Genomic DNA, 23,359 nt, shown 5'->3' with positions numbered 1-23,359 from the left:
CATGCGGCGGGCTCATCCCTTGACGGCGCCGAGCATCACGCCCTTGGTCATGTGCCGTTGCAGGAACGGGTAGACGAGGACGACGGGGATGATCGACAGGACGAGGATGGCGGCCTGGAGCGCGTAGGACGGCGGGAGCGCGGCGCCCGCCGCGTTGGCCTCGCCGGCGCCGATGGCCGCGTTGTTGACGACATAGGTGCGCAGCACCAGCTGCATCGGCCACTTGGCCGACTCGTTGATGAAGAGCATCGCGTTGAAGAAGCTGTTCCAGTACGCGACGGCGTAGAAGAGGCCGATCACGGCGAGCGCCGCCTTGGAGAGCGGGGCCACGATCCGGGTGAGGACGGTGAGTTCGCTCGCCCCGTCGATCTTCGCGGCGTCGAGGAGTTCCCCGGGGATGCTCATGAAGAACGAGCGGAGCACGATCACGTTGAACGCGTTGATCAGCATCGGCAGGATCAGCGACCAGTAGCTGTTGATCAGGCCCAGCTCCTTGACCAGCAGATAGCTGGGGATCACGCCGGGCACGAAGAGCATCGACAGCACCAGCAGCAGCAGGATCGGCCGGTGGCCGAACGAGCCGGGGCGGGAGAGGCCGTAGGCGAGCAGCGCCGTGGTGACCAGGCTGAGCAGGGTGCCGACCACGGTGACGCCGACGCTGACCAGCATCGCGCGGGAGACGATCCCGCCGCCGAGGATCGCCCGGTAGGCGTCGAGCGAGGGGTTCTCCGGCCAGAGGACGAACCCGCCGGTGGCGTTGACCTGTTGGGCGTCGGCCAGCGAGGTGGAGACGATCGAGGCGAAGGGGACGATCACCAGCAGGCAGCAGACCAGCAGGATCAGGGCGCGCAGCACGCGCCAGGCCGGCGAGGCCGGGGTGCGGCCGGGCACCGGGCTGTGGCCACGGGCTGGGGTGCGGGCGCGGGCGCGCTCCCGACGGGGGCCGCTACGGGGACGGCGCTGGGACAACGGTGCGGCGGTCATCGCTTCTGGTAGATCCCTTCCTCGCCCATCAGATGGGCGAGTTTGTTGGCGCCGAGGACGAGCGCGACGCCGACCACGCCCTTGACCAGGCCGACGGCGGCGCTGGCGCCCCACTGCCCGGCGATCAGGCCGTTGTTGTAGACATAGGTGTCCAGCACCTCGCTGTTCTCCAGGCCGACCGCCGTCTGTTGGAGGATGATCTGCTCGAAGCCGACGCTCAGCGCGTCGCCGAGGCGGAGGATGGCCAGCAGCACGATCAGGCCGCGCAGCGAGGGCAGCGTGACGTGCCAGGTCTGCCGCCAGCGGCTGGCGCCGTCCACGGCGGCCGACTCGTAGAGGTCGCTGTCCACGCGGGCCAGCGCGGCGAGGAAGAGGATGGTGCCCCAGCCGGTGTCCTTCCAGATGACCTGGGAGGTCAGCAGCGCCTTGAAGGTGTCGGGGTCGCCGATGATGTTCCAGGTGCCCAGGTCCTGGGCTTGGAGGAAGACGTTGAGCAGGCCCGAGTTGCCGAGCATCTGCTGGAAGATGGCGACCACCACCACCCAGGACAGGAAGTGCGGCAGATAGAGGATGTTCTGCACCACGCGCTTGACCCGCTCGCTGAGCAGCCCGTTGAGGAGCAGCGCCAGCGCGATGGGGGCGGGGAAGACGAGCACCACCTGGATCAGCGTCAGTTGCAGGGTGTTGACGAGCGCGCGCAGGAACTCCTGGTCGCCGTCGAAGATCACGGAGAAGTTGTCGAAGCCGACCCAGCGGCTGTCGGTGATGCCGATGAACGGCTGGTAGTCCTGGAAGGCGATGACGTTGCCGAGCAGCGGCACATAGTGGAACAGCAGCAGCACGGCCGCCCCCGGCAGCGCGAACCAGAAGAGCGTCAACTCCCGTGCGCCACGCCGTCTTTGCCGGCCCTCCCGGCCCACCGGGTCCTTGAGTGTGCTCATACGTGCCCTTTCCTCCGCTGAGACGGAGGTCATGTAAATCCAATGGATTGATTAAGTCAATGCTTCGGGAGCGAAAGGCTCAGGTTTCCGCCGAAGATCGGGGCAACCATGCCCCAACGAAGCCGACAAACCGGGCGGTTGATGGAGCGGGCCCGGCGCGAGGTGGCCAGTTAGTACTTTTACAGCGGGCGGGCGGAGGGTGTTGGATGGGGCCATGCATGACCATCCCGAACTCCCGCTGACCGAGGCGGAACGCGCGGCCCTCCTCGCCTGGGCGGCCGAGCGCCCCGAGCGTGAGGTACGCGCGCGGATCGTGCTGGACGCCGCTGACGGCGTCTCGGTCTCGGACAGCGCGCGGGCCCTGCGGGTCTCCCGCCCCACCGTCACCTCCTGGCGCCGTCGCTACGCGGCGCAGGGCCTGGCCGGCCTCGAACACCGGCCGCGCAGCGGACGGCCGCCGCGCATAGACGAGGCGGACGTGGTCGCGGCGACGCTCGCCGGCCCGCCGGCGCCACGCCGCTCCTGGTCGGCCCGCGCCCTCGCCGACCATCTGGGCATCTCCCACACGGCGTTGAGCGCGGTCTGGCGCCGCTGGGGCATCGACGGCGAGACGCACTCCCCATTGACCCTGCCCACCAACCCGCCGCTGACCTGCGAACAGCCACTGCTGCTCGGGCTGTGGACGCACGCGGAGGCGGTGGCGCTGGTGGTCGCCGAGTCACCGGCGGAGGCGCGCAGGGCCGGGCCGCCGGCGCCGGTCGCCGAGCGGATGGCGCGCAACGCCGCGCTCACCGCCGAGCTGGCTCTGCCCCGGGTCAGCCGGGTGCGGTTCACCGCCGAGGGGCGCGCGGAGTTGACCGCGCTCCTCCACACGCTGTCACAAGCCCCCCAACGTGGGGGCCCACTGCGGGTGTTGCTCTGGGACCCGACCGGCGAGGTCGAGCCGGAGCCCCGGGTAGACGACGAGACCTGGCATCTGGCCTCGGACGCCATGAGCTGGCCCGCCACGCTCAGCGCGATCTGCTCCCTTGAGCTGCTGCACGGACCCCTGGCCGCCCGTCCGGTGCTCGACTCCCTGCTGGCGGCGCTCCGTTCGGACGGCACGGTCTGGCGCCGCCCCGACGAGGGCGTCGCCCCAGGCCCTCCGCCGCGCACCCCGCGCGCCTTCGACCAGCTGGCGTTGGGCTCGTTCAACGAGAAGCTGGTCATCGAGAGCATCAGGGAGGCCGGCGCGCTCTCCCGGGTGGAGATCGCCCAGCGCACCGGGCTGACCCCGCAGGCCGTGTCCCGGATCACGCGGAACCTGCTGACCAGCGAGTTCCTGGTGGAGGACGCCCACAGGCCGGCCGGCAAGGGCAAGCCGAGGGTGCCGCTGCGGCTGCGCGCCGACGCCTCGCACGCCGTCGGCATCCATCTGGACCCGGAGATGATCACCCAGGTCGTGGTCGACCTCTGCGGCGGGGTGGTCGCCAGGCGCCAGGTCTCGCTGCACGAGCGGAGCGACCCGGAATGGGTGATCTCGCTGGTGACGCGGATGGCGAGCGAGGCCATCGAGGCGGCGCGCCCGGCCACCGACCCGCTGCTGGGCGTCGGGATCGCGGTGCCGGGGCCGCTGGACGCCGAGGCCGGGGTGATCAAGAACCCGCCGCTCTTCGACGGTTGGGAGGACGTGCCGCTGCGCGAGGAGCTGTCCCGGCGGCTGGCGATGCCGGTGATCCTGGAGAAGGACGTCACGGCGGCGGCGATCGGCGAGCGGTGGATAGGAGCCGCCGAGCGCGCCGGGGACTTCGTCTATCTCTATCTGGGCACCGGCGCCGGCTGCGGCGCCTTCCTCAACGGCGACGTCTACCGGGGACGCACCGGCAACGCCGGGGAGTTCGGCGAGCTGTGCGCGCTCAGCGTCAACCGGCTGACCGAGGAGGGCGGCCCGGCGATGGTGGAGGAGTGCGCGCCGATCCCGACCGTGGTGCGCCGGGCCGCCGAGGCCGGGCTGGTCTCGGCCGACGACCCCAGGGCCTACGAGCTGGCCTGCCGGGCGGCGTTCGCCGGGGACGCCAAGGCCGTGGAGATACTGCGGTCCGTGGCCCGGGTGGTGGCACGCGGCGCGGTGGGCGTCACCGACCTGTTGGACACCGCGCTGCTGATCGTGGGCGGCCCGGCCGTGCGGCCCGAGGTGGCCGAGATCTATCTCGCCGAGATCGACACGGCGGTCAACCGCTTCCCGGTGGCGCGCGCCGTGCGGCCGGTGCGGGTGGCGCACTCGCTGCTCAACGAGTCGGCCGCCGCCGTGGGCGCCGCCTCCAGCGTCTTCCACGCCGCGTTCGCGCCCCGGCTGCGCACCCATGTCAGCCCGCAGGGCGCGCCCCAACCCCCTCCTCTCGGAAACTAACTCCCTTTACAGCCACGCGCTGTCGGCCCGCCGCGCCCGCCCCGCGTCTCCGCACCTGGGACCCCGCCTTGGGCAGGTAAGTTCGCGGCAGGCCCGGCGCCCGGGCGGCGCCCGTGGGGTCGGCGACCGGCGGGCGAGACGGCGTTGACTAACTCCATCCATTGGCTTTTCATAACAGCCATGCATCGTGACCCCGTCCTCATCGAACGACGCCTGCACCGCGTGCTCACCCAGCGTCTGCTCCCCGCCGTGCACGCGCACGGCGTCCCGCTCGACGTCGGGGTGTGGCCCGTCGGCGGCGAGCCGGTGCCCGTGGCCGAGGGCCTCAAGGCCGACTACCAGCCGGTCTCCGTCGGCCACCGCTGGGGCCCTGCGTGGTCCACCTGCTGGTTCCGGATCAGCGGCACCGTGCCGAAGGAGTGGGCCGGCCGCCGCGTCGAGGCCGTGCTCGACCTCGGCTTCGACGCCACCAAGGCCGGCTTCGCCGCCGAGGGCCTCGCCTACCGCGCCGACGGCACCCCCGTGAAGGCGCTCAACCCGCGCAACGCCTGGCTGACCGTCGCCGAGGAGGCCGTCGGCGGCGAGGAGTTCACGTACTACGTGGAGGCCGCAGCCAACCCCGTGATCCTGGACGACGGGCCCGGCGGCGTCCCGTTCCTGCCCACCCGCTCCGGCGACCGCGCGCCCTGGCTGACCGGCGAGGCGCCGGGCGCGGCGGGCGAGCCGATCTACCGGCTGGCCAGGGCCGACCTGGCCGTCTTCGACCGCACCGTCTGGGAGTTGACCCAGGACCTCGACGTGCTCGGCGGGCTGCTCGCCGAGCTGCCCGAGGAGGACACCCGCCGCTGGCAGCTGCTGCGCGCCGTCGAGAGCGCGCTGGACGCCGTCGACCTGCACGACATCGCGGGCACCGCGCCGGCCGCGCGCGAGCTGCTGGCGCCCGCGCTCGCCGTGCCGGCGGGCGAGCGGGCGCACCGGATCTCCGCCGTGGGCCACGCGCACATCGACACCGCCTGGCTGTGGCCGCTGCGCGAGACGGTCCGCAAGGTCGCCCGCACGGTCTCCAACGTGACCGCGCTGATGGACGAGCACCCGGAGTTCCAGTTCGTCATGTCCCAGGCCCAGCAGCTGGCCTGGCTCAAGGAGCACCGGCCCGAGGTCTACGCCCGCGCCCAGGAGAAGGCCCGCACCGGGCAGTTCCTGCCCACCGGCAGCCTGTGGGTGGAGCCGGACACCAACATCACCGGCGGCGAGTCCCTGGTGCGGCAGTTCGTCCACGGAAAGCGGTTCTACCTGGAGGAGTTCGGGGTCGAGACCGAGGAGATGTGGCTGCCCGACACCTTCGGCTACAACGCGGCCCTCCCGCAGCTGATGAAGCTGGCCGGGGTGCGCTGGTTCCTCACCCAGAAGATCTCCTGGAACACCACCAACGACTTCCCGCACCACACCTTCTGGTGGGAGGGCATCGACGGCACCCGGATCTTCAGCCACTTCCCGCCCGTCGACACCTACAACGCCGACCTGTCGGGCGCCGAGATCGCCCACAGCGAGCGGAACTTCCGCGACAAGGGCCTCGCCAACCGCTCGCTGGTGCCGTTCGGCTACGGCGACGGCGGCGGCGGCCCCACCCGGGAGATGCTGGGCCGTGCGGCGCGCCTGGGCGACCTGGCCGGCTCGGCCAGGGTCGCGATCGAGGGGCCGGCGGAGTTCTTCGCCAAGGCGCACGAGGAGTACGGCGAGCGAGCGCCGGTCTGGGTCGGCGAGCTGTACCTGGAACTGCACCGGGGCACGCTGACCAGCCAGTTGGGCACCAAGCAGGGGAACCGCCGCGGCGAACACCTGCTGCGGGAGGTCGAGCTGTGGTGCGCCACGGCGACGCTGCGCACCGGCGCCGCCTACCCGTACGAGGCGCTGGACCGGCTGTGGAAGACGGTGCTCACCCACCAGTTCCACGACATCCTGCCCGGCTCCTCCATCGCCTGGGTCCACCAGGAGGCGGAGGAGACCTACGCCGAGGTCACCGCCGAGCTGACCGAGCTGCTCGACGCGGCCCAGCGGGCGCTGGCCGGCGGCGGCGAGGGCGGCGGCACGGTTGTCTTCAACGCGGCCCCGCACGCGCGCGGCGACGTGCCCGCGCTGGGCGCGGCGCCGGCGCCCGCCGTGGAGCCGGTGCCCGCCCGACCGGCCGAGGCGCGGGCCCCGTTCACCCTGGACAACGGGCTGTTGCGGGTCACCGTGGACGAGCGCGGCCTGGTCACCTCGCTCTGGGACATCGCGGCGGAGCGGGAGGCCGTGGCCCCCGGCTCGGCCGCCAATCTGCTCCAGCTGCACCAGGACTTCCCCAACCAGTGGGACGCCTGGGACATCGACGCCTTCTACCGCAACGCGGTCACCGACCTCACCGAGGCGGACGAGGTCTCCGCCCTGCCGGACGGCGGGGTGCGGGTGGTGCGCACCGTGGGCGCCTCCCGGATCGAGCAGACCCTGACGCTGCCGGCCGGCGTGCGGCGGCTGGACGTCGACACCCGGGTGGACTGGCGGGAGCGGGAGAAGCTGCTCAAGGTCGCCTTCCCGGTGGACGTGCGGGCCGAACTGTCGCGCGGCGAGATCCCGTTCGGCCACACCCCGCGCCCCACCCACGCCAACACCAGCTGGGAGGCGGCGAAGTTCGAGTTCTGCGCGCACCGCTGGCTTCAGGTGGAGGAGCCGGGCTTCGGCGTGGCGCTGGTCAACGACTCGTCCTACGGCCACGAGGTGACCCGGGACGTGCGCGAGGACGGCGGTTCGACCACCACGCTGCGGCTCACCCTGCTGCGCGCCGCCAGCTTCCCCGACCCGGAGGCCGACCTGGGCGAACACCGGCTGAGCTACGGGCTGGTGGTGAACGCCTCGCTGGGCGACGCGATCCGCGAGGGGTACCACTTCAACCTGCCGGAGCGCCGGGTGCCGGGCGACCGCGCGGTGGCGCCGCTGGTCACGGTGGACAACGAGGCGGTGGTGATCGAGGCGGTCAAGCTGGCCGACGACGGCTCGGGCGACCTGGTGGTGCGGCTCTACGAGTCGCTCGGCGGGCGGGCGACCGCCCGGCTGGGCTGCGACCTTCCGCTGGCCGGCGCGGTGGTGACCGACCTGCTGGAGCGGCCGCTGGCCGACGAACCGGCCCCGGATCTCGGCCGGTTGCGGCTGCGCCCGTTCGAGATCCGCACCCTGCGGCTGACGCCGGCCTGACGCTCGGGCCTGAGCCAGGGCCGGCGTGCGGCGGCCGGCCGAGGGTCGGTGCACGCCGAGGCCCGGCCGGGCCTCGGCGTGCGCGCGGCGGAGGCCGCCCTGAACGCCCCCGCCCACCGCCCGGAAGAGGGTCGGTGGGCGGGGGTACGCGCATGTGGGGCCGGGGCCGCGTTCCGATCGGCCCGGGGTCAGCCCCCGTGACCGGGCTCGACGCAGGAGGTGGCGCCGGGGTCGCCGCCGTCGAGCCCGGCCGCCGGCGCGCCGGCCAGCTCGCGCAGCGTCGCGCGCAGCGCCTCGGCGGCGCCCGGCTCGCAGCCGGCCAACAGCCGCCGCTCGACGGCCGCCACCTCGGCCCTGGCCGCGGCGAGCACCCGGGTGCCCTCCTCGGTGACGGTCACGATCCTGGCCCGGCGGTCGGCGGGGTCGGGGCGCCGCGCGAGCAGCCCGGCGCGCTCCAACTCGTCGAGGATCTGGACGAGTTTGCTCTTGTCGACGGAGACCGCGCGGGCCAGCGCGAGTTGACTCCCGGCGGGGCTCTCGGCCACCGCGAGCAGCACCGTGTATCCCCAGTGACTCAGCCCGTGGCGCGCCAGCACGGGCGCCTGCGCGCTGGCCAACGCCTGCTTCAACCGCGCGAACACCCAGTGCAGGTCGTCGTGCAGCCGGGCCGGGGGAGCGCTCATGCCCAGGAGATTAACAAAGCGGCAGACCATCGCGGCCGGAGATGGTTTGTTTTCGAAACCGTATTGAACTCAACTCATTGTGGTCTACCCTGATCCGCGTCTCCCATGAGCCGTTCCCAACGAACGGGCGAGAAGGGCGGGTTCACCGTGCAGACCGAACTCAACGACCGCGTGGTGCTGGTCAGCGGCGCCTCCAGCGGCATCGGCGCGGCGACCGCGCGCGCCTTCGGCGCCGAGGGCGCGCGGGTGGCGCTCACCTACCGCTCGGGCCGGGAGCGCGCGGAGCGCGTGGCCGCCGAGGTGGCGGCCGCCGGCGGGCAGGCGCTGGTGGTCCCGTTGGACCTGACCGACCTGGACACCGTGGCCCGCGCCCACGCCACCGTCGTCGAACGCTGGGGCGGCGTGGACGTGTTGGTGGCCAACGCCGTGCGCTGGGGCGGCGCGGCGCCCGACCCGACCGCGCGCTTCGAGGACGTGCCGCTGGCCGAGTGGCGGGCCATGATCGACGCCAACCTCGTCGGCGCCGCCGCCCAGGTCCGTGAGGTGCTGCCGACGATGCGCGCCAGGGGCTGGGGGCGGATCGTCCTGGTCTCTTCGGGCGTGGCCGACGAGGGGCTGCCGGGGCCCGGCCCCTATGGCACGGCCAAGGCCGGACTGCACGGCATGGCGCGGGCGTTGGCCTGGCAGGCGGGCCCGGACGGCATCCTGGTCAACGTCGTCGCGCCCGGGTTCACCCTGACCGAGAGCCGGCCGCCGTTCCCGCAGTCCCTGATCGACGAGCTGGCCGCCGGCACCCCGACCCGACGGCTGTCGGACGCCGCCGACGTGGCCTCGCTGATCCTCTTCCTCGGCTCGGCCGCCAACGCGCATCTGACCGGGGAGTTGCTGCGCGAGGGCTCCTCGGCGGCCCGCGCGCACCGGGTGGGGCCCTGACCGCCGGGACGCTACCGTGTCCGGGCCCGCCTGCCCGCTCGACGGGCGGCGGGCGAGGGGCAGCGGCGACGGGCGACGGGCGAGGGGAGCAACGGGGTGACGGCGACGGCGGGTTCGGGCGAGTCGGGTTCGGGGGCGGGCGACGCGGGCCCGGGCGACGCGGGGGTGCGCCCGGGCCCGGGCGCACCTGAGATTCCCGAGGAGCTGCGACACCGGTGGCGGCTGACCGCGCCCGAGCACCTGGGCGAGCCGCACTCCCCCACCTGGCGCGTCACCAGGGACGGCGTCCCGCTGGTGGCCAAGTGCCTGAGCACGGCGCACTCCCCCGACTGGCAGTACCCGTGGGAGGTGGGCCTGGCGCTGCGCCGCCTCGGCTGGCCGACGCCGGAGCCGGTCGAGGAGCCCTGGGTCGACGGTGACGGTGCCTGGGCGCTCTTCGCCTTCCTGCCGGGGCGGCCGGCCGAACGCCCGGAGCCGCCGGCGGAACAGCGGGCGCGCGGACGGCTGTTGGCCGCGTTCCACGCGGCCGGCGCGGAGACCGGGATCGTGCGCCGCCGGGTCGGCTACCCGCCGCTGGAACGGATCGTGGCCGACCCCGAGCTGGCGCGCCGGGTCGCGGCCCACGAGCGGCGCCGGCCGGAGGAGGGCGCGCTGCTGCGGCGCCACCTCGACGCCGCCCGCGCGCACCTCGCGGAACTGGCGGACGCGGCGGTGCCGGTCGGCGTCGTGCACGGGGACTTCGCGCCCTGGAACCTGCTGCGCGAGGCCGGGCGCCTCACCGGGCTGCTCGACCTGGCGGGCGCTCACCGCAACCCGCTGGTCACCGACTTCGCCCTCGCCTGGCGCGGCCACCACGACGAGGTGTTGCGCGGGTACGAGGAGGTCCGCCCGCTCTCCGAGGCGGAGTGGCGGCTGCTGCTCCCGACCTACTGGGCCTGGCTCTTCCTCGGGGTGCGCGACGCGCTGGCCGCCCACCAGGCGGCGGGCGGCGACGGCCCCTCGCCGCTCGCCTGGCAGCTGGGACACCTGCGGCGGGTCTCGCCGCTGGTCGCCGAACGGTCCGGCCTCCGGTACCCGACCGCCGACTGAGCCGGGCCGGGCCGGAGTCCCCGGCCGGGCGGGGTGCCCTGCGGCCGGGCGCGGTCAGTGCAGCAGCAACGAGCGCGGCTGGGCGGAGAGGGTCTGGTCCAGCACCAGGCAGGCCGCGCCGACCGCGCCGACGTCCTCGCCGACTCCGGTGCTGGTGACGGCCGTCGGGTGGATCTTCTTCACAAAGGGCGACTGCGCCACCATGTCGGGGATGATTCGCAGGAAGCGCTCCTGGAGGTGCGGCCAGATCGGGCCGCCGAAGACGATCATCTCCGCGTCCACCAGGGTGGCCGCCGCGCACACGCCCCGGCCGACCCGCACCGCCCACCGGTCGATGATGTCCCCGGCCTTGGCGCTGTCGTCGCCCCCGCCGGGCGCCTCGGCGATCCGGCTCAGCTCCACCAGCCCGCGCTCGGCGTCCCTGGGCCCCGTCGGAGTGAACTCGTGGCCCAACACGCCCAGTTGCATGGCCTCGTCGACCATCGCCCGGGTGGTGCAGGCGGCGCCGAGGCCGCCGACCTCGCCCGCGTTCCCGGAGACCCCGCGCAGCACGGTGTCCTCCACGACCAGGCCCATCCCGGAGCCGGTGCCCAGATAGAAAAAGAGAAAGTTGCCGGTGTCGGTCGCCGCGCCCGCCCAGCGCTCCGCTATCGCGGCGGCGATGACGTCCTTGTCCAGCAGCACGGGCAGCCCGGTCTCCGCCGCCAGATAGTCCCGCAGCGGCACCCGGCGCCAGCCCTCCAACTCCGGTGGGTCGACGACCAGTCCGGCCGCCATGTCAACCGGTCCCGGGGCGGCGATGCCCAGGCCCAGGATGCGGTCCCGAGGAACGCCCGACTCGGTGACCAGCCGCCGCACGGAGGCGCTGATCCCCGCCAGGGTCTCGTCCGGGTCGGCCACCCGGGGCGTGGGGGTGCGGAGATGGGTCACCACCCGGCCCAGCAGGTCGAGCACCACATAGGTGATCACCGCCGGGTCGAGGTGCACGCCGAGCGCATAGCGCGCCTCGGGGCTGACCTGGAGCAACGTCCTGGGCTTGCCGCTTCCGGTGCTCTTCTTGCCGGTCTCCCTGGCCAGCCCGTGGTCGAGCAGCCGACGGCAGATGTTGGAGACGGTCTGCGCGGACAGGCCGGTGGCCTCGGCCAGTTCGACCCGGCTGAGCCCGTCGGGGACCCGGCGGATCGCGTCCAGCACCACGGACTCGTTGAAGTCGCCCATCTTCGGCAGGTTGGTGCCGCGCCGGATCGTCAACTGCTGACTGCCCATGGCCAAGGTCCTCCAAGGCGGAACGTGGGGAGCGCGTCGGATGCCCCTGGTCGCCGGGGTTGACGCCCCGGTTCGGCTCTCCCGTCCCGCCCCGCCCCCGCGCCGTCGCCCCCAGCCGTGCGCGAGGTCAGGGACGGCCAGGCCGTCATGACCGTGTTGCCCACCCAACCTACTCCGGGCCGCCGGAGGACTCGTTGCCCGGCCGCCCGGGGGCATTCTAAATCAAGACGATGGATGATGGAGAGGTCTCCCGGCACCGGAACTCCGCCCGCCCGCCCACGCGTCCGCCCACCCGCCCGCGCACCGCGGCGCGGCGGCCGCGCCCGTTCCCGCGCGGCGGGCTCAGGGGCGGGCCACGCTGCCGTCGCCCGCGCGCAGCAGCGCCCAGCGGTCGTGGGTGAGCGGCTCGGTCACCGGGTACCGGGCGGCGGCCCGCTCGTCGAAGTCGACGCCGAGACCCGGCCGTTCCGAGGGCCGCAGGCCCCCGCGCTCCGGCACCCGGGCGCCGGGGAAGACCTCCAGCGTCGCGTCGGTGAACCGCGCCGCCTCCTGGACGCCGAACGCCGGCGAGGAGATGTCCAGCGCCACGTTGACCGCCATCCCCACGGGGCTGACGTCGCCCGGGCCGTGGGGCGCGATGCGGACCCCGAACAGCTCGCAGGCGGCGACCAGTTTGCGGGTCGGTGTCAGGCCGCCCAGGGTCGGGACCCTGATCCGGGCGAAGTCGATCGCCCGCTCCCGCAGCAGCGGCAGGTACTGCGCGGTGTCGTGGTACAGCTCGCCGACGGCCAACGGAACGGTGCCGGCGGCGCGCAGCCGGGGGAAGTGCGCGGCGTCCTCGGGGGCGAGCACGTCCTCCAGGAAGAACAGCCGGGCCGGCTCCACCTCGCGGACCAGGGTCAACGCCTCGGCGGGGGTGAGGCGTTCGTGCACGTCGTGGAGGAGTTCCACGTCGGGGCCCACCCGTTCGCGCACCGCGTTGAGCGCGGCGGGGACCTGGCGCAGATAGGACAGGGAGTCCCAGGTGCCGGTGCGCAGCCGGCGCCGCTCGGCCTCGGCCGGGTCGGCGGGGCCCGCGCCGTAGGTGTCGGAGCCGGGCACGGCTATCTGCACCCGGACATGGCGGTAGCCGCGCGCGACGGCGGCGGCGACCCGCTCGGCGACCTCCTCGGGGTCGCGGCCGTCCACATGGGTGTAGGCGGCGGCGAACTCCCTGGCCCGGCCGCCCAGCAGCGCGTGCAGCGGGAGCCCGGCGACCTTGCCCTTGATGTCCCACAGGGCGACGTCCACGGCGGCCAGCGCGTTCTGCGCGATGGAACCGCCGCGCCAGTAGGCGCTGTTGAGGAGCAGCCGGTGGATGTCCTCGATGTCGGCGGTGTCGCGGCCGACCAGCAGCGGGCCGAGGTAGTCGTCGAGCACGGAGCGGATCGCGAGCGGGCGCTGGGGGTCACTGGCGCAGCCGAGGCCGTGGAGGCCGGGCTGGTCGGTCTCGACGCGGACGATCACATAGGGGCAGCCCTGGGGCGCGCACAGGAAGGTGCGGACGGCGGTGACGCGGGGGGAGCCGGGGGCCCCGGACCAGGGCGCGGGGGCGAGGAGTTCAGGGGCGGGGGCCTGGGGGTGCTCTGGTGATGCCATGGGGATCTCCGGAAGTCGGCCGCCGAGCTTGTTTCGGCGTGTGACGAGCGTTGACACCGTACATCAAGTCGATTTAGCTTCCGGGGCACACCGCTCCCCGCGGGTCGACTCCCGGGAAAGGATGGGCAGATGGGCGCTGTGGCCCTACGACGCCCCCGCCGCTTCACACGGCGCGGGAGAACTCTGGGTGTTGCCGTCGCGCTGACCACCGTGTTGGCCGCCTGTGGCGGTGGCGGCCAGGGCAGCGACGACCCGAACCAGCTGGAGATGTGGACCTTCAAGCAGTCCCATGTCGCCGGCCTCGAGGTCGCGGCGGAGATGTTCGAGGAGGAGACCGGCATCTCGGTGCGCGTCCAGGCGTTCACGCCCGACGACGCCTACAACACCAAGGTCGCCGCGTCCGCCAGGACCAACGACCTGCCCGACGTGCTGGAGGTGCACGCCAACGGCAGCGACTTCAGCTTCGGCGGGGCCGGCCTGCTGGAGGACCTCTCGGACGAGGTCACCGACGAGTGGACCGCCCCGTTCCTGCCGACCGTGGCCCAGGAGGGCACCGTCACCCGGCAGTACTACGAGCAGTCGCTGGCCCCGGGCGCCGCCACGGTGGGCATCGAGGAGGGGCAGCGCTACAGCGTGCCGTTCACCGTCGGCACCTTCGGCATCGTCTACGCCAACAAGGAGCGCCTCGCCCGGGCCGGCTACACCGAACCTCCCGCCACCTGGGAGGAATTCATCGAGATGCTCGACGCGGTGGGCCGGGAGTTCCCGGAGAACGGGGGCGTCACCATCGGGATGAAGGTGCCGTCGACCGGCCTGGAGTGGATGCTCCAGCCCATGGCGTACGGGCAGTTGGGGCCGGACGCCTATCCGGAGCTGTTCTCCGAGGACGAGTCGGCCAACTGGGCCTCCCCGGCCGGGGTGACGGCGCTGGAGACCTTCGGGCAGATCACGCCGTACTGGACCCCGGGCACCGGGATCATGGCCATCGACGAGGCGGACCTCTCCTTCGCCAACGGGGAGTCCTCGTTCGTGGTCGGCGGCACCTTCACCCTGGCCTTCCTCGCCGAGAACGGCTTCGACCCCGACAACATCCTCACCTTCCCCATCCCGCCCCCGGCGAACGGGGCGATGGAACGGACGGACCTCAAGCCGTTCGCCCTGACCGGGCTCTCCGTGGTCAGGGAGGGCGGCAACCAGGAGGCCGCGCTGGAGTGGGTGCGCTTCCTGGCGCGGGACGACGTGGCGCGCGGCTTCGCCCAGCGGGCGCTGGACCTGCCGCCCAACGACCTGGGCGAGAACCCGGAGGAGGCCGTGGGTCCGCTGCTGGGCTCGATGGCCGCCTCGCTCGGCGAGAGCGAGGACGCCTACCACGCCGGCGACACCAGCTACAAACCGAACGGCTACGACGGGGCTGATGTCGGGGCCGTGCTCGCCGAGTTCACGCCGCTGGAACGCGCGGACGCCGAGGGCACCGGCCGCGCCCTGGCCCAACTCATCAACTCCTACTGGGCGGAGTCACGGCGATGAGCGGCGAGACCATCGCGTCGGACGCGACACGACCGACCGCATCGGGGCGCGCCGGCGGCCCCGGGCCACGCGGAGGCGGGCAGCTCCCCGCCGTTCCGGAACGGGCCGAACGCGCCTCCCGGCGGGCACGGCTGCGGGAGGCCGCCTGGGGCTACGCCTTCGTGGGGCCGGCGCTGGTGCTCTTCGGGGTCATGGGTGTCTACACCATCGTCTATGGCTTCCTGTTGAGCTTCGCCGAGTGGAACGGCTTCTGGCCGCAGTGGAACTGGGTCGGCCTGGACAACTACGCCGACCTGCTCTGGCGCAGCCCGGTGCACGCGCCGGCCGTCCGGGAGGCGGGCGTCAACACCCTGTGGGTGATGATCGCCGTGCCGCTGCTCACGGTGGCCATCAGCTTCCCGCTGGCCGTGATCCTCAACTCGGCCCGGCGCATGGGCGGGCTGCTGCGCTCGGTCTACTTCCTCCCGTATGTCACGACCGGCATCGCGGTCTACTTCGCCTGGCAGTACATCCTGGAGCCCAACGGCGCCATCAACCTGCTGCTGCGCAGCGTGGGCCTCGGCTCCCTGGAGCAGCCGCAGGGCTTCCTGGGCAACCCCGACACCGCGCTGCCGACCATGATCGTGGTGATGGTCTGGTCGTCCGTGCCGGTGGCGATGCTGCTCTATCTCACCGGGCTCCAGGCCCTGGACAACTCCCTCCTGGAGGCCGCCCAGCTGGACGGCGCCGGCTGGTGGCGCACTCAACTGAGCGTGGTATGGCCGCTGTTGCGGCCGATCACGGCGGTGATCGTGCTGTTGAACCTGCGGGACTCCCTCCAGGGCTTCCAGGTCTTCCTGATCATGACCAACGGCGGTCCCGGCAACAGCACCAACGTGCTGGGGCTGGAGACCTATCGACTCGCCTTCCTCGCGGAGCTGGCTCCCACCCTCGGGCTCGCCAGCGCCCTGGGCTGGCTGCTGTTCCTGGCGGCCCTGGTCGTCGCCCTCGTCAACCAACGCGCGCTGCGCAGGGTCGGTTGATCCCCGTGCGGACGGCCGGGAGCTTCCAGGCAAGGAGATTGCGATGAGCGACACCGTGCGGACCGTTCCCCTGCGGGGGCGGGCGGGCGCGAGCAGCGACGCCGCGGTCCGGGGGCGGCGACCGGGCAGCCGGCCGGCCGCCGGGACCGTGGTGGCCAGGACGGTGATCGGCCTGCTGCTGGCCGCCTATGCGGCGATCAGTCTCTATCCCTTTCTGTGGATGGTCTCCGCCGCCTTCAAGGACAACCAGGAAGTGGTCTCGGGCGGCCATCTGATCCCCAGGTCGCCCACGCTCCAGACGCTGGCCGACACCTGGAACCAGCTCAACTTCTTCGACTACTTCCTCAACAGCCTCAAGGTCACGGTCCTGACCACGGTGTTGGTGGTGGTGATCTACGCGGCCGCCTCCTACGCCTTCGCCGTGCTGCGCTTCCCCGGCCGGACCGCGCTCTACCGGCTGTTCCTGGTGCTGTTGTTCGTGCCGGGCGTGGTGACCCTGCTGCCGATCGTGCTGTTGGAGCACGAACTGGACATCCTGGGCACGCACTGGGGCCTGGTGCTGCCCTTCGTCAACGGCAGCGCGCCCCTGGCGGTGCTCCTGCTGACCAGCTCGTTCTCCTCGATCCCGGGGGAGCTGCGCGAGTCCGCCCGGGTGGACGGCGCGGGCGAGCTGCGCATCTTCGCCACCATCTATCTGCCGCTGGCCCGGCCGGCGTTGATCACCATCGCGCTGCTCACGGCCATCCCGACCTGGAACGAGTACCAGCTGACCCGGGTCTCCCTCAACGACCCGGACACCTACACGCTGCCCATCGCCCTCCAGGCGATGCAGTCGGAGAACGTGGTCCAGTACAACTCGCTGATGGCCGCCGCCCTGATCATGGTCGTGCCCGTGGTGATCCTCTTCTTCAGCGCCCAGCGGTACTTCGTCAACGGGCTGATGGGGGCGGTCAAGGGCTGACGCATCCTTCTCCGGCGCCTCGCCGGCGCCACCCGGACTCCCCCACGCATGAGCCCCCGGACCGCGCGAACCCCCTTCGGAAGGAACCCTGTTGAGGTGTGACAGCTGTTCTCGGCGCCACTGGCTGGAGCCCGGTGGAAGGAGGCGGGCGTGAGCACGGTCACGGCAGGCGGCGGCGCGCGGTGGGCACCGCTGGGCCCCGGTGACACGGTGCTGGTCACCGGTGCCGCCGGCGGGATCGGCCGCCGGGTGGTCGGAGCCTGCGCCGGCGCCGGGCTGCGGGTGGTGGCCGTCGACCGGGTGCCGTTCGAGGACGACCGGGCCGCGCGCTGCCTGGTGGGCGACATCAGGGACCGGGAGTTCGTCGCCTCCTGCCTCACCGGGGAGGCGGGCGGCGTCGCTGGCGTGGCTCATCTCGCGGCCATCCCCGCGCCCGGGCACCACCCCGAGGAGGAGATCCTCGACACCAATGTCCTGGGCAGCTATGTCGTCTGCCAGGAGGCGGGACGGTCGGGCGCCCGACGGCTGGTGCTGGCCTCCAGCGTCTCGGCGTTCGGCCTGGCGTGGGCCGACCGCGACCTCTCGCCCCGCTACGCGCCGGTGGACGAGGACCATCCGACGCTCGCCGTCGACTCCTACGGGCTCTCCAAGGTCCTCGCCGAGGAGGTTGCGGCCTTCACCACCCGACGCTGGGGACTGCCAACGGTCGCCCTGCGCTTCCCCTTCGTGGGCTCCGGCGAGCGGCTCGCCCGGCAACTCGCCCAGGTCCACGCGGACCCCGGTGGCCACCGCCGCGACCTGTGGGGCTGGCTGGACACCGGGGACGCGGCGGACGCCGTCCACGCGGCGCTGACCGCTCCCCTGACCGGACACCATGTGATCACCGTGAGCGCGCCCGACACCTCGGCCCGCCAGCCGACCGGGGAGCTGCTGCGCGCCCACCACCCGAACACCCCCCTCACCGGCGAACTCGGCGGCCACAGCACCGTGTTCGACACCTCCAGAGCCCGAGAGCTGCTCGGGTTCGTGCCGCGCCACCGCTGGCGCGGCGAGCCGCCGCCCCAGGGCGGCTGAAGAGCGACGCCCGCCCCAGGGGCCACCCCCACACCGTCCCTCGAAAGGACCCCCACGATGGCAGTCTCCCGCCGCACCTTCGTGACCACGGCGCTCGCGCTCCCCGCCGCCGGCGCCGTGTTCGGCGCCGCCTACGCCCAGGCCGACCCCACCGAGACCCCGGAGCCCCGGGCCAACGGGCCGCGCGCCAGCGAACCCGGCGACGTGGTCGGCAAGATCACCACCGGCTACCAGGGCTGGTTCGCCGCCGCCGGCGACGGGTCCCCCATCGACGCCTGGTGGCACTGGGCGCCGGACATGGGGCGCACCCCCTCCCCGAGCAACAACGGCATCATCAGCTGGCCCGACATGCGGGACTACGACCGCACCTACCAGACGGACTTCCCGGCCCTGGGCAACGGCCAGCCCGCCACGCTCTTCTCCTCCCACGACGACCAGACCGTGGACACCCACTTCCGTTGGATGGCGGAGAACGCCATCCACACCGCCGCCCTCCAGCGCTTCAACCCCAACGGGCACGAGGGGCCGATCCGCGACGCGATGACCGAGAAGGTCAGGCTCGCCGCCGAGGCGCACGGGGTGAAGTTCTACGTGATGTACGACATCACGGACTGGTTGGCCATGCGGGAGGAGATCAAGGTCGACTGGACGGAGAAGATGTCGGCCTACACCGCATCCGGCGCCTACGCCGTCCAGAACGGCAAGCCGGTGGTGGGCATCTGGGGCCCCGGATTCGCCGACGAGAAGCGCCCGTTCACCCCGGAGGAGTGTCTGGATGTCATCCGCTGGTTCCAGGACCAGGAGTGCTACGTGATGGGCGGGGTGCCCACGCACTGGCGCACCGGGGACCGGGACTCCCGGCCCGGCTTCGACGAGGTCTACCACGCGGTCGACATGCTGTCCCCGTGGATGGTCGGACGGCTGGGCACCGTCCAGGAGTTGGACGCCTTCTACGAGTCCAACCTCGTCCCCGACCAGGCCGAGTGCGACGCCTCGGGGATCGACTACCAGCCGTGTGTGATGCCGGGCAACCTCCAGGAGGGGCACCGGGCGCACGGCGACTTCATGTGGCGGATGTTCTACAACACCATCCGCGCCGGCGCGCAGGGCCTCTACATCTCGATGTTCGACGAGTACAACGAGGGGAACCAGATAGCCAAGACCGCCGAGACGAGTGCCGACGTACCGGCCGGCACGGACTTCCGCGCCCTGGACGAGGACGGCACCGCCTGCTCGGCCGACTACTACCTCCGGCTGACCGGAGACGGAGGGCGAATGCTGGCCGGGGAGATCGAACTCACCGAGACCCGTCCCACCTCCCCCACGCTCTGATCCGCCACCCGCTCCCGATCCCCCGGGCGGCCCTTTACCTGCCGGAAGGGCCGCCCGGGCCCCGGCCGGACCTACGGCGGAGGCGGACGACGGCCAGATCATCGCCACGGCCAGCAGCAGGCCCAGCGCCACCAGCCACCCCGCCCACCGCACGTGTTTCCCCAGCCGCGCGCGGGGCCCGCGCCGCCCGGAACTCCCCAGCCGCGCGCGGGGCGAGGCCGCCCCCGTCACGTCCGTGCGGAGCACGGGAAGTTGACCGGGAAGTCGGCGCCCGCTCAGCCCACGCCGTGGAAGATGAACCCGAGGATCTCCCCCGACGCCAGATCCATCGACGCGTTCCAGAAGCAGGACCCGCCGTCCATGACCTCCAGCCAGCGCGTCTCCCACTCCGGGAAGCCCTCGGGATCGCAGATGCCCTGCACCAGCAGTCGGCGCTCCTCGCCGGCCACCAGTTCCGAGTACTGGCGGACGTAGGACTCGTCGAGCTGGATCGTCTCCGGGGCGTCCGGCACTCCCGTGAACACCTCGGTCGGGGGCAACGCCTCCTCGAACCGCTCCACATCCGACCGCTCGGGTATCCGCGGGTCCGCGTCGACGACCGAGCCGTCGGACAGCCTGAGGGAGCCCACCGAGGCCCTCAGCAGCGTGCCGCGCCAGCCGTCGCCCTCGACGACACCGCCCGAACTCTCCTCGCCCCCGCACGAGGTCAACACGATCGCGGCGGCCAGGCCGGCGGGCAGGAGCACTGCCTCTCTGATCCTCATGCCAGAGGGACGGGGCAGTCACCCGTCCGGTTCCCCCGGTCATGACGCCGACGCCCCGGGCGCGGGCACGGCCCGCTCGGCGGCCCGGCTGACCTCCTCCCAGGCCGCCCAGGTGTCCATGCGCTGTTGGGAGATCTCGAAGGCCAGGTCGTAGACCATGCTGCCCAACAACAGGTGCAGCGGCGGGTCCTCGGCCTCGACCAGGGCGAGCAGGGCGCGGGCCGCCAGGTCGGGCGGGCTGTCCACCGAGCCCTCGGCGAACCGCCGCTCCAACTCCGCGCGCAGCGGCGCGTACTGCGGCTGGGGCTCGGTGGCGACCAGACCGGTGGTGTAGAGATCGGTCCAGTAGCCGCCGGGCTCCACGATGGTGAGCTTGACGCCGAACTCGGCGACCTCCGCCGCCAGGGCCTCGCTCATCCCCTCGAGGGCGGACTTGCTCGCGCCGTAGATGCCGGTGAGGGGATGGCCGGCGAGGGCGCCGATGCTGGAGATCTGCACGATGTGGCCGGAGCCCTGCTCACGCAGGGTGGGCAGCACGGCCTGGCTCACCCACAGGGCGCCGAAGAAGTTGACCTCGAACTGGGCGCGGGCCTGCTCCTCGGTCAACTCCTCGACCATGCCCATGGTGAGGAAGCCCGCGTTGTTCACCACGACGTCGAGCCGCCCGAAGCGGGCGACCGCCTCGGCGACGGCGGCGAAGACGGCGGCGCGGTCGGTGACGTCGAGCGAGAACGACAGCAGCCGGTCCCGGTGGGCGGCGGCCAGGTCGTCCATCGAGCCCACCGTGCGGGAGATGGCGACCACCCGGTCGCCTGCGGCCAGCGCCGCCTCGGCGAAGGCGCGGCCGAGTCCCCGGCTGGCCCCCGTGATCAGCCAGACCCGGCCCTCGCGTTGCGCCCGGACGCGGGCGGCCACGGTGAGGTGGGAGGGCGTGGCCGGCGGGGTGGTGGCCTGGTCCGAGGCGGCCGACGGGAAGGACGCGGCGGATGCGGTGGTCATGTGGGTCCCTTCGACGGAGATCGAGACGAGACGGTGCGTCTCAACTCGTGACGAGACCCTACACACACCTCACCCGAAAAACAAGACGGTGCGTCTCGTCTCGTTATGGGGTACGCTGCGCACATGACGCCATCACGCAGAGCACCCGACAACGCGCGACGCAACGAGTCCACCCGCCAGGCGATCCTCAACGCCGCGCTGGAGCTGGTGAGCGAGGTCGGCTACGCCAAGCTGAGCGTCGAGGGGATAGCGGCCAGAGCCGGCGCCGGCAAGCAGACGATCTATCGCTGGTGGCCCTCGAAGGGAGCCGTGCTGTTCGACGCGCTGCTCGCGCTCTCCGGAGGCCAGGAGGGCGAGACCGGCGAGCTTCCCGACACGGGAGACCTGGAGGCGGACCTGCGGGCCGTCCTCCGCGCCACGGCCGACGAGTTGAACGACCCGCGCTACAGCGAGCCGATGCGCGCCCTGACGGTCGAGGTCCTGGTCGACCCGGATCTCGCGGCCGACTACCAGCAGCGCCTCGAGGAGCCGGTCCGCGAGATGAAGCGCCGTCGGCTGCGCAGCGCCCAGGATGTCGGGCAGCTCTCCCCCGGCGTGGACCTCGACGTGGCCGTCGACATGATCTGGGGGCCGGTGCGCAGCCGCTGGCTCCATCGGGACGGGCCGCTCACCGAGGAGTATGTGGACGTGGTGGTGCGCACGGCCCTCCAGGGCCTCCGCGCCCCCGACATCCCCGAGGAGGCGCTGGGCGACCAGGGCGCCGGGCGCGTCGACTCGCGGGGAGGTGACGGGGGATGAGGGCCGGGGAGGCGGTGGTTGGTCGGACGGTCGGTCTGGCGTCTGGTCAGCGGTTGACGGCCTCGGTCTGCTGGGTGAAGGACCGCAGCGCCCGGTCCAGGCCAGGCCGGTCCGGCAGTCCGTCGGTGTCGTTGGCGCTCTGCACCACCAACGCGGCCGTGGCGGCGGCCTGTTCGAGGGCCAGCGCCGGCGTGGCTCCCGCCAGCCAGCCGTCGAGGAAGCCGACCGCGAAGGCGTCCCCCGCGCCCACCGGATCGACCACGGGCACGGTGAACGCCTCCTGGCGCCAGGCCCCTTCCGCCGTGTGGCAACTGGCCGACTTGTCCCGGTGCTTGATCACCACGGCGGCGGCCCCGGCCGCCAGCAGCCGCCCCGGCGCGGACTCCGTGGGCTGCCCGGGATGGAGGAGTTCCAGCTCGTCCTCCCCCGCCAGCACCAGGTCGGCGCGCTCCAGCAGCGGGCCGACCACCTCGCGCCACCGTTCCGGCGGCCCCACCTTGAGGCGGATGTTGGGGTCGAAGGAGACCAACGCCCCGGCCTCACGGGCCAGTTCGAAGAGGCGCTCCGTGGCCTCGCGGGTCGGGTCCGAGAGCATCGGAGTGATCCCCGTGACATGGAGCAGTCGGGCGCCGGCCAGCGCCCCGGGGCGCAGTTCGTCGGCCGTCAGCCGGGAGGCAGCCGAGCCGGCCCGGTAGTACTGCACGTCGATGGCCCGCGCCGGGTGGCTGTCCCTGACCAGCATCCCGGTGAAGGCCGAGGAGTCCACGATCGCGTAGGAGGTGTCAATGCCGTCGGAACGCAGCTTCGCCAACACGGCCCGCCCGGCCGGGTCGTCGCCCACCCTGCCCAGCCAGCGGCTGTGGTGCCCCAGCCGGGCCAGGCCCGCCGCGACATTGCTCTCCGCGCCGGCGATCGAGCGACGGAAGGTGGTGGCGTGCTCCAGCGGCACGCCCGGCTCGGCCAGCAGCAGCGTCATCGCCTCGCCACAGACCACGATCTCGGCGGTCCCGCTCACGCCGACCGCCCCTCGACGAGGCGCACATGGGCACGCGCCCGATCCCGCAGGGCGTTCAGGTCTCCCCCGTGGGCCGCGTCCCCCAGCAGCGGGGAGCCGACGCCGATCGCCAGGGTCCCCTCCGCCAGATACGTCCGCGCCGCCTCCGCGTCCACCCCGCCCACCGGGATCAGCGGGACGTCGAGGAAGGGGCCCCGGAGCGCCCGGAGATAGCGCGGCCCGCCCATCGCGTCTGCGGGGAACACCTTGATCGCCGTGGCGCCCGAGGCGCGGGCGGCGATGATCTCGCTGGGCGTCAACGCGCCGGCCAGGGTGGGCAGTCCGAGGCGGTGCGCCTCGTCAAGGCCGGCGCCGAGCCCCGGGGTGACCACGAAGTCGGCACCCGCCTCGCGGGCGGCCCGCGCGTCGTCCGCCGTCAGCACGGTGCCGGCGCCGAGCGGGGCGTCCGGTCCCAGTGCGGCGCGGGCCGAGGCGATCACGTCCAGGGCGTCCCGCCCGGTCAGGGAGACCTCGACCAGGGGCACGCCCTCCTCGACGAGGGCGAGGACCGCGCGCAGCGAGGCGTCCCGGTCCGAGCCTCGGACGATGGCCAGCAGCCGCTTGGTGCGCAGGAGTTCGAGCAGGTTCATCGATCAGCCTTCTTCCGGAGTCACGGGGCGCTGTCCGGGGCACAAGCCTCGCAGATCGCCAGGGGCGGCGAGCCGAGGCCCGGTGCC

The 23,359-nt window shown here is 73.0% G+C and carries 19 protein-coding genes; 10 read left to right on the top strand and 9 right to left on the bottom strand.

Annotation, left to right across the window (positions count from 1 at the left end):
* Window positions 1-12 precede the first annotated feature (12 nt).
* Window positions 13-891, bottom strand: coding sequence for a carbohydrate ABC transporter permease (locus tag FH609_RS01580; RefSeq protein WP_226961311.1), 879 nt, complete (start codon window positions 889-891; stop codon window positions 13-15).
* 89 nt (window positions 892-980) lie between these two features.
* A complete protein-coding gene (locus FH609_RS01575; protein ID WP_139665623.1) occupies window positions 981-1,925 on the bottom strand; it encodes an ABC transporter permease in 945 nt (314 codons plus the stop codon).
* A gap of 214 nt (window positions 1,926-2,139) precedes the next feature.
* Between FH609_RS01575 and FH609_RS01570 the strand changes: the two genes are divergently transcribed.
* Complete coding sequence (locus FH609_RS01570; RefSeq protein ID WP_139665624.1) at window positions 2,140-4,314, top strand: ROK family protein; 2,175 nt, start codon at window positions 2,140-2,142, stop codon at window positions 4,312-4,314.
* A 180-nt stretch (window positions 4,315-4,494) separates the two neighbouring features.
* Window positions 4,495-7,542: an alpha-mannosidase gene (locus FH609_RS01565; RefSeq protein WP_139665625.1), complete on the top strand. Its 3,048-nt coding sequence runs from the start codon at window positions 4,495-4,497 to the stop codon at window positions 7,540-7,542.
* Between the two features lie 188 nt (window positions 7,543-7,730).
* Here FH609_RS01565 and FH609_RS01560 read toward each other — a convergent pair whose 3' ends face one another.
* Window positions 7,731-8,225 carry a MarR family winged helix-turn-helix transcriptional regulator gene (locus FH609_RS01560; protein ID WP_139665626.1) on the bottom strand — a complete coding sequence of 165 codons (495 nt, stop codon included), beginning with the start codon at window positions 8,223-8,225 and terminating at the stop codon, window positions 7,731-7,733.
* Between the two features lie 105 nt (window positions 8,226-8,330).
* On the opposite strand from FH609_RS01560, the gene FH609_RS01555 reads away from it, so the two are divergent.
* Window positions 8,331-9,158, top strand: a complete 828-nt coding sequence (locus tag FH609_RS01555; protein WP_139665627.1) for an SDR family NAD(P)-dependent oxidoreductase — start codon at window positions 8,331-8,333, stop codon at window positions 9,156-9,158.
* 96 nt (window positions 9,159-9,254) lie between these two features.
* The gene (locus tag FH609_RS01550; RefSeq protein WP_139665628.1) at window positions 9,255-10,247 is read left to right on the top strand and encodes a phosphotransferase enzyme family protein; all 993 of its coding nucleotides are present in this window, start codon (window positions 9,255-9,257) and stop codon (window positions 10,245-10,247) included.
* Window positions 10,248-10,301: 54 nt separating this feature from the next.
* On the opposite strand, the gene FH609_RS01545 is transcribed toward FH609_RS01550, so the two are convergent.
* Together FH609_RS01545 and FH609_RS01540 are read right to left on the bottom strand one after the other, a co-directional pair.
* Window positions 10,302-11,513 (bottom strand): ROK family transcriptional regulator, encoded by a 1,212-nt coding sequence (locus FH609_RS01545; protein ID WP_226961310.1) that lies wholly within the window; start codon window positions 11,511-11,513, stop codon window positions 10,302-10,304.
* A 342-nt stretch (window positions 11,514-11,855) separates the two neighbouring features.
* Window positions 11,856-13,151 carry an enolase C-terminal domain-like protein gene (locus FH609_RS01540; protein WP_139665629.1) on the bottom strand — a complete coding sequence of 432 codons (1,296 nt, stop codon included), beginning with the start codon at window positions 13,149-13,151 and terminating at the stop codon, window positions 11,856-11,858.
* A gap of 129 nt (window positions 13,152-13,280) precedes the next feature.
* On the opposite strand from FH609_RS01540, the gene FH609_RS01535 reads away from it, so the two are divergent.
* The 5 genes from FH609_RS01535 to FH609_RS01515 all read left to right on the top strand — a co-directional run bounded on the left by FH609_RS01535 (window position 13,281) and on the right by FH609_RS01515 (window position 19,067).
* Window positions 13,281-14,678 carry an ABC transporter substrate-binding protein gene (locus FH609_RS01535; protein ID WP_226961309.1) on the top strand — a complete coding sequence of 466 codons (1,398 nt, stop codon included), beginning with the start codon at window positions 13,281-13,283 and terminating at the stop codon, window positions 14,676-14,678.
* Window positions 14,675-15,700 (top strand): carbohydrate ABC transporter permease, encoded by a 1,026-nt coding sequence (locus FH609_RS01530; protein ID WP_139665630.1) that lies wholly within the window; start codon window positions 14,675-14,677, stop codon window positions 15,698-15,700. The genes FH609_RS01535 and FH609_RS01530 overlap by 4 nt, the downstream gene beginning before the upstream one ends.
* A gap of 43 nt (window positions 15,701-15,743) precedes the next feature.
* Complete coding sequence (locus FH609_RS01525) at window positions 15,744-16,661, top strand: carbohydrate ABC transporter permease (RefSeq protein WP_139665631.1); 918 nt, start codon at window positions 15,744-15,746, stop codon at window positions 16,659-16,661.
* Window positions 16,662-16,811: 150 nt separating this feature from the next.
* Entirely contained in the window at window positions 16,812-17,735 is a 924-nt protein-coding gene (locus FH609_RS01520) for an NAD-dependent epimerase/dehydratase family protein (RefSeq protein ID WP_226961308.1), read from the top strand.
* Between the two features lie 57 nt (window positions 17,736-17,792).
* Window positions 17,793-19,067, top strand: a complete 1,275-nt coding sequence (locus tag FH609_RS01515) for a glycoside hydrolase family 71/99-like protein (RefSeq protein ID WP_139665632.1) — start codon at window positions 17,793-17,795, stop codon at window positions 19,065-19,067.
* 275 nt (window positions 19,068-19,342) lie between these two features.
* Here FH609_RS01515 and FH609_RS01510 read toward each other — a convergent pair whose 3' ends face one another.
* Both FH609_RS01510 and FH609_RS01505 read right to left on the bottom strand, forming a co-directional pair.
* Window positions 19,343-19,813: a hypothetical protein gene (locus FH609_RS01510; RefSeq protein WP_139665633.1), complete on the bottom strand. Its 471-nt coding sequence runs from the start codon at window positions 19,811-19,813 to the stop codon at window positions 19,343-19,345.
* Between the two features lie 57 nt (window positions 19,814-19,870).
* Window positions 19,871-20,830 carry an SDR family NAD(P)-dependent oxidoreductase gene (locus FH609_RS01505; RefSeq protein WP_139665634.1) on the bottom strand — a complete coding sequence of 320 codons (960 nt, stop codon included), beginning with the start codon at window positions 20,828-20,830 and terminating at the stop codon, window positions 19,871-19,873.
* Window positions 20,831-20,953: 123 nt separating this feature from the next.
* Between FH609_RS01505 and FH609_RS01500 the strand changes: the two genes are divergently transcribed.
* Complete coding sequence (locus FH609_RS01500) at window positions 20,954-21,628, top strand: TetR/AcrR family transcriptional regulator (protein WP_139665635.1); 675 nt, start codon at window positions 20,954-20,956, stop codon at window positions 21,626-21,628.
* 46 nt (window positions 21,629-21,674) lie between these two features.
* On the opposite strand, the gene FH609_RS01495 is transcribed toward FH609_RS01500, so the two are convergent.
* Together FH609_RS01495 and FH609_RS01490 are read right to left on the bottom strand one after the other, a co-directional pair.
* Window positions 21,675-22,643 (bottom strand): sugar kinase, encoded by a 969-nt coding sequence (locus tag FH609_RS01495; RefSeq protein WP_226961307.1) that lies wholly within the window; start codon window positions 22,641-22,643, stop codon window positions 21,675-21,677.
* Window positions 22,640-23,272, bottom strand: a complete 633-nt coding sequence (locus FH609_RS01490; protein WP_139665636.1) for a bifunctional 4-hydroxy-2-oxoglutarate aldolase/2-dehydro-3-deoxy-phosphogluconate aldolase — start codon at window positions 23,270-23,272, stop codon at window positions 22,640-22,642. The genes FH609_RS01495 and FH609_RS01490 overlap by 4 nt, the downstream gene beginning before the upstream one ends.
* Window positions 23,273-23,359: the final 87 nt, after the last annotated feature.

Origin of the sequence: Streptomyces sp. 3MP-14 (assembly GCF_006334905.2) — a bacterium.
GTDB lineage: Bacteria > Actinomycetota > Actinomycetes > Streptomycetales > Streptomycetaceae > Streptomyces > Streptomyces triticirhizae.
The sequence above is the reverse complement of the archived record's forward strand: the minus strand, read 5'-3'. Positions and strand labels throughout refer to the sequence as shown.